This is a genomic window from Frankia sp. CgKIO3, assembly GCF_977946435.1.
Genome location: NZ_CDWTMO010000092.1, coordinates 1 through 11,586, shown reverse-complemented (window position 1 = coordinate 11,586; position 11,586 = coordinate 1). Strand labels below are relative to the sequence as shown.

Here is an 11,586-nt window from a genome sequence, read left to right as displayed (position 1 = left end):
AGGCAGCCGGCCGCATCGACTACCATGCGACCCCCGAGACCACGCCGAGGCCCGAGACCGCGGACCCGGCCGAACCCACCGCGGCCGAACCCGACCGCCCGGCGCCGGAATCCGGCTTCAGGACCCCGGAATAACCGGCACGAGCAGCCGCAGGGCACCGGGGCGCACGACAATCTCCGCCGGCAGCGACGCCAGCGGATCGCCGTCGGCGTAGACGGCGAAGGGCCGGTCGGCCTCGACGCGCACCCGCCGGGCCCGCAGCACCCGCACGTGCCGGGTGTCGACGTGATGCCCGGAGAACACCCGCGGGAACAGCGCCAGGAACGTCAGGCGGGAGGTGCGCGAGATCAGCAGGACGTCCAGCAGCCCGTCGGCGATGTCCGCCCCCGGGGCGAACCGCATCCCGCCGCCGTAATACGCCGAGTTCGCCGCCGCGACCGTCCACCCGACCAGGTCCCGAGGTGCGAGGTCGTCCACCGTCACCGTGAAGCGCGCCGGGCGCCAGGCAGCCAGCGCCCGCAGCGCCGCGTAGGTGTAGACCTGCTGGCCGCGCAGGCACCGGGCCCGGTTGGCGATCACCTGGACGTCGGAGTCGTAGCCGACGCTCGCGATCCCGAGAAACGGCCGGCCGCCGACCTCGGGCAGGTCGACCCGGCGTTCCCGGGCGTGCGCGAGCCCGGCCGCGACGCGGCACGGGTCGCGGGGCAGGCCGAGACCACGCACGAAGTCGTTGCCGCGCCCGCCGGGGAGCACCGCGAGCACGCCGCCGCAGCGGGCCACCCCCCCTGCCACCGCGCCGGCTAGGCCGTCGCCCCCGAGCGCGACCACGACCCGGCCCTGGGCGGTGGCCGCCGCCGCGAGATCGTCCGCATGGGCGAGGTCGCGGGTCGGGGTAACCCGGACGTCCCGTGCCCAGCGCGCGAGCTCGGCGCGGACGCCGTCGAGCATCCGCATCGCCCGCCCGTGACCCGCGCTCGGGTTGACGATCACGGCCAGCCGGTAACGGTCGACCTCGGCGGGTTCGACCCGGACCGGCTGCGGCGCCACCGTACCGAGGCTTCCCCAGAAGGGTGTGCGGGAGGCAGCGGCGTCCGTCATGGTGAGCGAGCTTACGGGCGGGTGCACCAAAGTCCCCCAGCGGCCGGGGTTCCGGGGCCGGGGTTCCGTGACCGAAATCCCGTGACCATGGCGGCTCACCGCCCGGGCAGCGACCCCGCGGACAGATGCTGGCTTGAGGCGCCGAAGAACGACCGCCCGCCGAGCTGCGGATCGTCGCGCAGGTCCCGCAGCACGAGGTGTTCCAGCAGGAGCAGGGCCGCGTCGGCCGGCCAGAGCACCAGCCACAGCCACACCCCCCGGGCCTCCCCGACGAACGCCGCCCGATCGGGGGATACGACCAGCGGCCACAACGCCGTGGGATGCCCGGCGGCCTCGACCTTCGCCTCCGGTACGCCGGGCAGCGGTTCGGGATCGGGACCGCTGATGCCCGCGAGCCGGGCGCCGAGTCCCACCCGAGGCGCCTCGGCGACAAGCACCATCTCGGCCGGCCCGCCCAACGGGGAGGGCCCGGCGGCGGCGACTGCCGTAGCACGCGGCCCGGTACGCTCGTCACCGGCCCAGCCGACACCGCTGACGTACCAGTGGACCGGCATCGGCTGCGGCAACCAGACCGGGACCGTCGAGGTCCTCGACAGCGCGTGGAGCGCCTGTTCCCGCGACGACACCGCAGTGCGGTAGGGACTCACCTCCCCGTGATCGTCACACCGCCACTGGCTGCTCCACAGATCGGGTGGACGCAGCGGTCCGAGACAGCGCGGGCAGGCCGCAGCAATGGTCACCGGGCGCCTCCTGGCGTAGGTGGAGATGTCGCCGAACATCGGCACTCCGGCACCGGTATGCCCTCGGCTTTCCACCCGCAATCGCCCCACCAGGTTTCCACCCGCAATCGCCCCACCTGAGCAGATGTGCCGAACAGCCGGGTGCGCCACCCCTCCGTCACCCTCCAGCCCTCCGTCACGCCTCCGGGCGGGCCGGGAAGGGAGGCTGACGGCGCGCCGCGAGCTCCGCGAACGCCCCGTCGAGGAGATCGAGGCCGGCCAGCAGCAACGACTCCTCAATCACCAGCGGTGGCAGCAGCCGGAGCACGTTGCCCCAGGTGCCCGCGGTGAGCACGATCAGGCCGCGACGATGGCAGGCCGCGGCCGCGGCGGCGGTGAGAACCTTGTCCGGGCTGTCGTCGCCGGCGCCCCGGACCAGCTCCAGGGCGACCATCGCGCCCCGCCCCCGGACGTCCCCGACGAAGTCGTACCGCTCGCGCAACGCGTGCAGGCGGGGCAGGGCGATCTCGCCGATCCGGCGGGCCCGGCCGGCCAAGCCCACGGACTCGATGAGGTCGATCGCGGCGAGAGCCGCAGCGCAGGCCGCCGGGTTCCCCCCGTAGGTGCCGCCGAGCCCGCCGGCCTGGGGGGCATCCATGATCTCCGGACGGCCGGTGACGGCCGCGAGCGGCAAGCCGCCGGCGATGCCCTTGGCGGTGGCGATGAGATCCGGGACGACACCTTCGTGCTCGCAGGCGAACATCGTCCCGGTCCGGGCGAACCCGGTCTGCACCTCGTCCGCCACGAACACGATCCCCGAAGCCGTACAGAACTCGGCGAGGCGGGGCAGGAACCCGGTCCCGGGGACGATGAAACCGCCCTCCCCCTGGATCGGCTCGATGACCATCGCGGCGACGGACGCGGCTCCGATCTCGTCCCGCACGAGCTCGATCACCCGCTCGGCGGCCTCCTCCCCGCAGCGGTCGGGACCGGTCGGCCAGCGGTAGGGATACGCCAGCGGCATCCGGTAGACCTCGGGCGCGAACGGCCCGAACCCGCTCTTGTAGGGCATCGACTTCGCGGTCATCGCCATCGTCAGGTTCGTCCGGCCATGGTAGGCGTGCTCGAAGACGACGACCGCGTCCCGGCCGGTCGCACTACGCGCGATCTTGACGGCGTTCTCGACGGCCTCCGCTCCGGAGTTGAACAATGCCGAGCGCTTCTCGTGGGTACCCGGCGTCAGCCGGTTCAGCGCCTCGCAGACGGCGATATAGCCCTCGTACGGCGTCACCATGAAGCAGGTGTGGGTGAACCGGCCAATCTGCTCGTGCACGGCCTCGACGACCTCGTCCGCGGCGTTGCCGACGCTGACCACCGCGATCCCCGAACCGAAGTCGATGAGCGAGTTGCCGTCCACGTCGACCACGACCCCGCCGCCCGCCGCGTGCGCGTAGACCGGGAAGGTCTCACCGACCCCGCGGGCCACGGCGCCGGCGCGACGCGTGGCGAGTGCCCGGGACCGCGGGCCGGGGATCTCGGTGTACAGACGCAGCTCCTGGGGCAGCCGCGGGCCGCCGGTGGCGGGCAGGCCGGTTCCGGTCGCCGCTTGGTTAGGAATGGTCATCGTCGGCTCCTACCTGATCGTCTGCCTGCGCACATACCCTGTCCACGGCCACGGCCATCCGCGCCGCGGCCCTGGCCTGGCCTGGCCTGGCCATCGTCCCCCGCCGCCGGGATCCGGTCGGTGGTCCTCGGGCGGGACCGGGCGCGCCGCCGGCACCCCGCCCGCACGGGCGCCTAGAATGAGCTCGATGGTGATGACGACGGCAGGCGGCCCGACGGCAGGCGGCCCGACGGCCGCCCGCGCCGACCGGTCATCCGTGCGATGAGCGAGCCGACGCCGTTCTGGCTGGCAGGCAAGCCGGCCACCGGGCCGGCGGCGACCACCGTCCGGCACCCGTTCGACGGCGCGGAGGTCGCCGTCGTCGCGCAGCCGGACCCCGACCAGGTTGAGACGGCCGTGGCCGCCGCGGCGGCGGTCGCGCCAGCGTTCGCGGCGCTGCCGGCCCACGTCCGCGCCGGCGCGCTCGCCGCCGTGTCGAAGGAGATCGCCCGTCGGGGCGACGAACTGGCCCGTCTCATCACCGCGGAGAGCGGTAAGCCGCTGACCTGGTCGCGTGCCGAGGTGGCCCGGGCGAGCTCCACCTTCCGCTGGGGGGCGGAGGAGGCCCGGCGCTTCGCCGGAGAGCTGACCAGGCTGGACACCGATCCCACCGGGGAGGGACGGCTCGCGCTCACCCGGCGTTTCCCCCGCGGGCCCGTGCTGGGCATCACCCCCTTCAACTTCCCGCTCAACCTGGTCGCCCACAAGGTGGCGCCGGCGCTGGCGGTCGGCGCGCCGATCATCGTGAAGCCGGCCCCGCGCACGCCGCTGTCGGCGCTGTTCCTCGGCGACCTGCTCGCCGACGCCGGCTTGCCCGAGGGGTCGTGGTCGGTCCTCCCGATCCCCAACGACCGCCTCGGCCCGCTCGTCGCAGACCCTCGGCTGCCTGTGGTGTCCTTCACCGGTTCCGGCCCGGTGGGCTGGTCCATCCGCGACGCGGTCCCCCGCAAGCACGTGGTCCTCGAACTCGGCGGGAACGCGGCGGTGCTGGTCGCCGCCGACTACGCGGCTCCCGCCGACCTGGCCCGGGCCGCCGGCCGCATCGCCCTGTTCGCCAACTACCAGGCCGGCCAGTCGTGCATCGCCGTGCAGCGGGTCTACGCAGACCGCACGATCATCGACGAGCTGCTCGCCGAGATCGTCGCCGCCGTGCGGGCGCTGCACGACGGGGATCCGGCCGACCCGGCCACCGACGTGGGGCCGCTGATCGACGTCGCGGCGGCGGAACGGGTCGAAGCGTGGATCATCGAGGCCGTCGAGGCGGGGGCGACAGTCGTCTGCGGCGGGACGCGCCACGGCACGAGTCTCAGCCCGGCCGTACTGACCGACGTTCCGCTCACCGCCAAGGTGGTAGGCGAGGAGGTCTTCGGCCCAGTGATCGTCGTGGCGGCGGTCGACGGCGTCAACGAGGGCTTCGCCCGGATCAACGACAGCGCCTACGGCCTGCAGGCCGGGGTGTTCACCCACGACCTGGCCACCGCGTTCCGCGCCCACCGGGAGCTCCAGGTCGGAGGGGTCGTCATCGGCGACGTCCCGTCGTACCGGGCCGACCAGATGCCCTACGGTGGGACGAAGGGTTCCGGCATCGGGCGGGAGGGGGTCCGCTCGGCCATGACCGACCTCACCGAGGAGCGGGTGCTGGTCCTGACCGATCTGGACCTGTAGGCCTCACCTCCCGCCCGCCCGCCGCCCACATCATCGCCGCGCGGCGAAAAGCTGCCACTATGAAGCATTATGGAGCGGGTGGCCATCGACCTGCACACCCATTCGACCGCCTCGGACGGCCTGGAGTCACCGGAGAACCTCGTCCGGCTCGCGGCCGGGCAGGGCCTGTCGGTCCTCGCGCTCACCGACCACGACACCATCGCGGGCATCGGCCGCGCGGCCGCGGCCCTGCCGGCCGGGCTGACCCTGGTGCCGGGCGCCGAGATCTCCTGCCAGGTCGAGGTAGCAGGTGCCTGGGTATCCCTGCACGTGCTGGCCTACCTGTTCGACTCGGCCGAGCCGGCGTTCGCGGCGACCCGGGCCCGGGTGCGAGAACATCGCGCCACCCGGGCCCGTCGGATGGTCGACCGGCTCACCGCGGACGGGCATCCGGTGCGCTGGGAACGGGTCTTGGAGCTGGCGGCCGGCACGGTGGGCCGGCCCCACATCGCCGCGGTCATGGTCGAGACCGGGCTGATCCCCGAGGTGGCGGCCGCGTTCAGCAACCGGTGGATCGGCGCGGGCGGACCGTACTGGGCGGGCAAGGAGCAGCCGGACGTCTGGGAGGCGCTTCGCCTCATCCACGGCGCCGGCGGGGTGAGCGTGTTCGCGCACCCGTTCGCGAGCAGGCGCGGCGTCACGGTCGGTCCCGAGGTGATCGAGGCGATGGCGAAGGCGGGCCTGACCGGCCTCGAGGTCGATCACCCCGATCACCTACCCGTCGAGCGGCGCCGGCTACGTGGCCTCGCTGCCGAGCTCTCGCTGGTGGCGACCGGTTCCAGTGACTTCCACGGCGCCAGCAAGCCTCAGGGGCTCGGGGCCGAGACCACCTCCCGGGAGGCCTACGAGGCGTTGGTCTCCGCCGCGCGGGGGGCGGTCCCGATCATCGCGTCCGGATGACCGGCCACGGTGCCGGCGGGGGTGCCGGCCGGGGTGCGGTTGCCGGCAGGCCGTGGCCGCTCAGGCGTCCGCGCCGCCCCCGGCCGTTGCCACCCGGCCTCGGCGGGCTCAGCCGGCCCAGCAGCTCGGCGAGCAGGTCCTGCTCGGTTCGGCTGAAGTGGGAGAGCACGTGCCGGGCGACCAGTCCCTCCCGTTCCAGCCGGTCGACCAACCGGGTGAGACCGCTGCGGGAGAGCAGCACCGCCTGGGCGAGTTCGCTCATCCGCAACTCGCCGTTCGGGGCCTCGGCGAGCTGGACCAGCACGTCGTACGAGGCCAAGGGAAGCCGGTGAGCCGCCTCGAGCTCGGCCTCGAGGACCCGGGTCACGTGGGCATGGGAGTGCAGCAGCTCACGCCAGGCCCGCATCCCATGTTCGTCGACCCAGTCCTCGCCGGTCTCGGAGCTGGCGCCGAACATCTCTTCGACTGCCATCGTGTCCTCCCGCCCCCGCACGATCAGCCTACGTCGCGGCCCGCCCGCAAAACCGTCCCAAGCAGCCGCCTCCGTCACCGGGACACATACCAGGCACATACCAGGACACAATCACCCCTGGTCATGGCGATGGGCACGCTCCGCACCCGTCGTGAAGCCGACAGGGCGGGGCACGCTCCCCGGTCCGCCGAACACGGCAGACGGGGATTGTGAGCCGGCACCGTCACGTCCCCCGCGGGCTATCGTGGACCCACAGGCGGCCCGGCGGGCCGCACCTGATACCAACCTGTGACTGAGGTTTCCCTTGTCCCTATCCCGGCCTTCCCCCGACGCGGTCCAGTCGGCTCTGGCGACGGTGCACGATCCCGAGATCGGTCGTCCCATCACCGAGCTGGACATGGTCTCGTCGGTTCGCGTGCTCGACGACGGCTCGGTCGACGTCGGGATCCTGCTCACCGTGTCCGGCTGCCCCATGCGCGACGAGATCATCAATCGGGTCAGTCGAGCCGTCAGCGCGGTCAAGGGCGTCCGCGAGGTCCGCGTCGATCTGCAGGTCATGTCGGACGAGCAACGCGGTGCCCTGCACGCGAAACTGCGGGGGGGCAACGCCCCCAAGGCGATTCCCTTCGCCCAACCGGGCTCGACCACCAGGGTCTACGGCGTCGCCAGCGGCAAGGGCGGCGTCGGCAAGTCCTCGATCACCGTGAACCTGGCCGCCGCGATGGCCCGTTCGGGCCTGTCGGTCGGTGTGCTCGATGCCGACATCTACGGGCACTCCGTGCCCCGCATGCTGGGCATCGACCGCCCGCCCACCCAGGTCGAAAAGATGATCATGCCGCCCCAGGCGCACGGGGTGCGAGTCATCTCCACCGGGATGTTCACGCGTGGCAACCAGCCGGTGACCTGGCGCGGACCGATGCTGCACCGTGCCCTGGAGCAGTTCCTGTCGGACGTCTTCTGGGGTGACCTGGACGTCCTTCTCCTCGACCTGCCGCCCGGCACCGGTGACATCGCCATCTCTCTGGCCCAGCTGGTGCCGTCCTCCGAACTGCTGCTGGTCACGACCCCGCAGCTGGCGGCCACCGAGGTCGCCGAGCGGGCCGGGACCATCGCCGTGCAGACCCGGCAGAACGTGGTCGGGGTCGTCGAGAACATGGCGTGGCTGCCCTGCCCGCACTGCGGCGAGCGGGTCGACGTGTTCGGCTCCGGCGGCGGGGCGGCGGTGGCCGAGCGGCTGACCAGGGTGCTCGGTCATGACGTACCGCTGCTGGCCCAGATCCCGGTAGACGTCCGGCTCCGGGAAGGCGCCGACAACGGCGTGCCACTGGTCATCGGCGAGCCGGACAGCGAGGCGGGCAAGGCCCTGGACGCGGTGGCAGGCCGGCTCACCTACCGCTCCCGTGGGCTCGCCGGACGCAGCCTCAACCTCACGCCGGTGGGGCGCTGAACACCTACGATCGGCCGGCCGTCCGGGTTCGCGCAGCCTGATCGACGCGAGCCCGGCCCCGGCTGATCCCGCACCGGGGCGGGTCCTCGAGCCGACGGCGGCGCCGAACCTCAGGTGGCGTCGGGTCGGCTCAGGTGGCGTCCGAGTCGAAGGGCACCTCTGTCGCCGGGCCGTCGCTCCGTGCCGGCTGCGCCGGCACGCCCCGGGCGGCGGAGGCCTTGCTCGGCGAGACCTTCGACAGCATGGGAGACACCGGACCGGGCGGCGCCGCCGGGACCGCGGCCTCGGCGCCGGGACGAGCCGGGTCCTTGGCCGCGGGATCTCTCGGCAGCGAGGACTTGGTCAGTGACGGCACCGCGGGCGGATCGTCACCGAGGAGCAGCGAGTCGAGCGAGGTCCGCTTGGTGAGGTATGGCGGCAGAACCGGATCGTCCTCGAACAGGTGCTTGCGGACGAAGGTCTTGGGATGCAGGTCCCGGATATCCAGATCGGCGAATTCCGGGCCCAGCTCGGACCTGAGATCGTTACGCATGCCGTTGGCCATCTGGCGCAGCTGACGCAGCACGCGTCCCGCGTCCCTGGCGGCCTTGGGCAACCTGTCCGGGCCGAAGACGAACAGCCCAATCAGGAGCAAGACGACGACTTCACCCCACCCGACACCGTTGAACACGCGCTGAGCGTACCTCTCCCGGTGTTACGGGCAAGGAGCTCGCGGGCAACGAAAAGATGCCTGCAGCTCAGCGCTGTTGTTCCTGCAGTGTCAGCTGGATGGTCGCGGTGGCCCCGGCGCGTTCGTAGGCGACCGGCACCCGGTCACCTACCCGGTGGAGCCGGGCGGCAACGATGAGGTCATTCATCCCGCTGATGACCCTGGTGCCCACCCGCGTGATGATGTCGCCGACGCGCAGCCCGGCGCGCTCGGCGGGGCCACCGGGCGCCAGGTTGACGATGCGAGCACCCGGCGTGGTCCCCGTGGCCTTCGCCTGGCCGGCGGTGACGGTCGCAGCCGACACGCCGAGGTACGGGTGGGTCGCCCGGCCGGTCGAGATGATCTCCTGAGCGACCGAGCGGGCGAAGTCGATCGGGATGGCGAACCCCACGCCGATGCTGCCGCTCTGGCTCTGGGACTCATGGCCGGGCACCGCGGCGATCGCGGTATTGATCCCCACTATCTGGCCGAGGCCGTCGAGCAGCGGACCACCGGAGTTGCCCGGATTGATCGCCGCGTCGATCTGGATCGCCCCGATGAGCACCGTGGGGTCGGTGCCGCTCTCGGCCGGGACCATGGGATTGCGGTCGAGCGCGCTGACAACGCCGGTCGTCACGGTGCCAGCGAGGCCGAACGGCGCCCCGATGGCAACCACCGGCGCTCCCACGACCAGCGAGCCGGCCTGGCCGAGCGCCGCCGCCGGCAGGGGTTGCGGGGCCGGGATGCGCAGGACGGCGAGGTCAGTCTTGGGATCCCGCCCGACCAGGTCGGCCTGGACCTGGCCGAACTCCTGGTAGCGGCGCACGGAGATCGGAGTTCTGGCGGCGACCGCGGGCGCCACGACGTGGTTGTTCGTCAGGATGTACCCCTCCGGGCTGATGATCACCCCGGAGCCGGTGCCCGCGGCATCGCCGGCCCCCCCGCCACCGGCGTCGATCGTCACCACACTGGGCAGAGCCGTCGCGGCGATCGACGCGACCGACCTGCGGTCGGAGCTGGGCGCGGCGGTACCGACCTGCAGGGCCGCCGACGCCTGCCGGTCGCTGCCGCGCTCGGTCATCGAGACGAGCAGCGCACCGATCCCCCCGCCCAGCAGACCCGCGACCAGGATGCTCGCGAGGAGGACCCGGTGACCGAGAACGACCGGGCGACCGGGCGCGACCAGGCGCCCCCGCGGCGCGGGACGGCCGGTCAGGACGCCGGCGAACGGCACGGCGACCGCCGTGCCGTTCGAGCCGCCGCCGGAGTCCGCGGGCAGCGGATACGGCGTCGAGGTCGGCCACCACGCCCGCGGGGAGCCCGTCGCAGCGGGTGGTGGGGCCGGCGGCTGCGTGCCGAAGCCACGCACCGCGGTCACTGTCGGCAAGTCTCTCGACGGCTCCCGCGGGTTCCCGTCAGCCGGAGCGCGCCCGCGGTCGGTCGCGGCGGCGGCCCCCTCGACCCGCCCGGAATGCCGGGGGTGGCGATGCCCTCCGGGGGCGGAGCCGGGCCTGTCCTCACTGGGTGGGAGGGTCGGCGGACGCCGGGCGGGCTGACGCACCGGAATCCGCGCCGCCCCGGGTTCCGGCGTCGCACCCTCGCGGGCCGTGGGCCGCGGCTGCGGCCCCGCAGCCGATGGCCCCGCAGCCGATGGAGTTCCCGGGGCCGGCTCAGGAGCGCGTGCCGCCGGGCTACCCGTGCCCGGCGTCCTGGCGGCCGTGGGTCGCCGGTCGGGCCGGGTCTCCTCCGCCGCCGGCCCGGTCATCGCGGTGGTGGAGGCCGTACGAGGCGATTCCGGACGGCGTGTCCCGGCCGCCGGTTCCGACCCGGACGGCCGCACAGGTCCCGACGGCCGCACAGGTCCCGACGGCCGCACGGGGACGACCACCCCGGGCTGTACCCGCGGCCCGGCACCGCCGGCTGTGCTGGGCCGGGACGCGGCGGGAAGGCGGAGCCGACTAACAGGTATCGTCCCGCCGGTCGAGGGGACGGTCGTCGCGTCGCGCGCCGCCGCGACCCGGCCGCTGGCCTGATCGGTCTGCGGCTCGCCGTCGGTGGCAGGAGGCGCCGCGTCGGCGCGGTCCGCGGCTCGCCGGGCGCCGGGGCAGGAAGGATCGGCGCGGTGGCCCGGGCCGGCGGGAACCGACCGCATCGTGGATGACCGCTCGAGACGTCGGGGCCGTACGGGGGGGTCGACCGGTTCCACGCTCGCGACAGGCACCTCGTTGTCGCTGACGTCCACACGTCCTCCCCGATTCGCTCGTCGCACGGCACGGCGGAACGCCGACGACCGGTTCCGTCCTGGAAAGCACGCGCGACGCGTCCGAGCGGGTAACACGGTAAAGCCTCACATCAGGCCAGACGAGACCTCTCCTCCAGAACACTCAGAAAATGTCTTTCAGGTACCGGAAAGATGCGTCCCGCCGGTTTCCGGCGGCGACCAGGGCGGACAGCCGGACAAAGGCGACCAGCCAGGGCCTGGCGCCGGGAGGCGGAGCGGGCGACACCCCGGAGCTCACGGCCCCAGCCGCCTCCGGGTACCCGGGACGGCTTACCCCGTCCGAATACCCCCGTTCGAACATCCCCGACCGGGCCGACGGGGAACGTATCCGCCCGGATCGGCCCGAATTCGCCCGGTCGGCTCGAACGGGCGGACGATCAACGGCGCAAGGACGCCCGGACCGGGGCGAACATCGGGGTGAGCCGGCCCGGGACGCCGTTCGGAACGCCCGGGGCGACGACCGAGGACACCGTCGGCACCGCGACGGGTCCCGGTGTCTGGATACTCTCCTGGCCGTCGGCGATGGCGGTACCAGCGACGGCGAGCAGCATCAGCGCGGCGGATCCGAGGAGGGTTCGCCGCATGCTGGTCCGGGGGGTGGGACGGCGGTGCGG

General features: G+C 73.4%; 9 protein-coding genes and 1 pseudogene. 3 read left to right on the top strand and 7 right to left on the bottom strand.

All coding sequences use genetic code 11. The features are described 5' to 3' along the window. Positions 1-117: 117 nt before the first annotated feature. The 3 genes from AC08OJ_RS12005 to gabT form a co-directional block, all read right to left on the bottom strand. Positions 118-1,098, bottom strand: coding sequence for a diacylglycerol/lipid kinase family protein (locus AC08OJ_RS12005; protein ID WP_476593522.1), 981 nt, complete (start codon positions 1,096-1,098; stop codon positions 118-120). Between the two features lie 95 nt (positions 1,099-1,193). Beyond that, positions 1,194-1,838 carry a DUF6758 family protein gene (locus AC08OJ_RS12000; RefSeq protein WP_476595760.1) on the bottom strand — a complete coding sequence of 215 codons (645 nt, stop codon included), beginning with the start codon at positions 1,836-1,838 and terminating at the stop codon, positions 1,194-1,196. Between the two features lie 175 nt (positions 1,839-2,013). Further along, entirely contained in the window at positions 2,014-3,441 is a 1,428-nt protein-coding gene (gabT, locus tag AC08OJ_RS11995) for a 4-aminobutyrate--2-oxoglutarate transaminase (RefSeq protein ID WP_476593520.1), read from the bottom strand. A gap of 261 nt (positions 3,442-3,702) precedes the next feature. Between gabT and AC08OJ_RS11990 the strand changes: the two genes are divergently transcribed. Both AC08OJ_RS11990 and AC08OJ_RS11985 read left to right on the top strand, forming a co-directional pair. After that, entirely contained in the window at positions 3,703-5,145 is a 1,443-nt protein-coding gene (locus tag AC08OJ_RS11990; RefSeq protein WP_476595759.1) for an aldehyde dehydrogenase family protein, read from the top strand. A gap of 69 nt (positions 5,146-5,214) precedes the next feature. Continuing rightward, positions 5,215-6,084, top strand: coding sequence for a PHP domain-containing protein (locus AC08OJ_RS11985; RefSeq protein WP_476593518.1), 870 nt, complete (start codon positions 5,215-5,217; stop codon positions 6,082-6,084). Here the strand turns inward: AC08OJ_RS11985 and AC08OJ_RS11980 are convergent. Continuing rightward, positions 6,068-6,556, bottom strand: a complete 489-nt coding sequence (locus tag AC08OJ_RS11980; RefSeq protein ID WP_476593517.1) for a MarR family winged helix-turn-helix transcriptional regulator — start codon at positions 6,554-6,556, stop codon at positions 6,068-6,070. The genes AC08OJ_RS11985 and AC08OJ_RS11980 overlap by 17 nt on opposite strands. Positions 6,557-6,860: 304 nt before the next feature. Here AC08OJ_RS11980 and AC08OJ_RS11975 point away from each other — a divergent pair, with 304 nt between their 5' ends. Then, positions 6,861-8,003, top strand: a complete 1,143-nt coding sequence (locus tag AC08OJ_RS11975) for an Mrp/NBP35 family ATP-binding protein (protein WP_476593516.1) — start codon at positions 6,861-6,863, stop codon at positions 8,001-8,003. Between the two features lie 130 nt (positions 8,004-8,133). On the opposite strand, the gene tatB is transcribed toward AC08OJ_RS11975, so the two are convergent. From tatB to AC08OJ_RS11960, 3 genes and pseudogenes are all read right to left on the bottom strand, one after another. Next, positions 8,134-8,673 carry a Sec-independent protein translocase protein TatB gene (tatB, locus tag AC08OJ_RS11970; protein WP_476593515.1) on the bottom strand — a complete coding sequence of 180 codons (540 nt, stop codon included), beginning with the start codon at positions 8,671-8,673 and terminating at the stop codon, positions 8,134-8,136. A 67-nt stretch (positions 8,674-8,740) separates the two neighbouring features. Then, the gene (locus AC08OJ_RS11965) at positions 8,741-10,069 is read right to left on the bottom strand and encodes a S1C family serine protease (protein WP_476593514.1); all 1,329 of its coding nucleotides are present in this window, start codon (positions 10,067-10,069) and stop codon (positions 8,741-8,743) included. A 1,280-nt stretch (positions 10,070-11,349) separates the two neighbouring features. Continuing rightward, positions 11,350-11,586: pseudogene (locus AC08OJ_RS11960) on the bottom strand (anti-sigma factor family protein); the annotation flags it as partial.

Bases quoted from the DNA above. Each gene is read 5' to 3' on its own strand.
- AC08OJ_RS12005 (WP_476593522.1), bottom strand. From the start codon at position 1,098: ATGACGGACGCCGCTGCCTCCCGCACACCCTTCTGGGGAAGCCTCGGT.
- gabT (WP_476593520.1), bottom strand. From the start codon at position 3,441: ATGACCATTCCTAACCAAGCGGCGACCGGAACCGGCCTGCCCGCCACC.
- AC08OJ_RS11990 (WP_476595759.1), top strand. From the start codon at position 3,703: ATGAGCGAGCCGACGCCGTTCTGGCTGGCAGGCAAGCCGGCCACCGGG.
- AC08OJ_RS11985 (WP_476593518.1), top strand. From the start codon at position 5,215: ATGGAGCGGGTGGCCATCGACCTGCACACCCATTCGACCGCCTCGGAC.
- AC08OJ_RS11980 (WP_476593517.1), bottom strand. From the start codon at position 6,556: ATGGCAGTCGAAGAGATGTTCGGCGCCAGCTCCGAGACCGGCGAGGAC.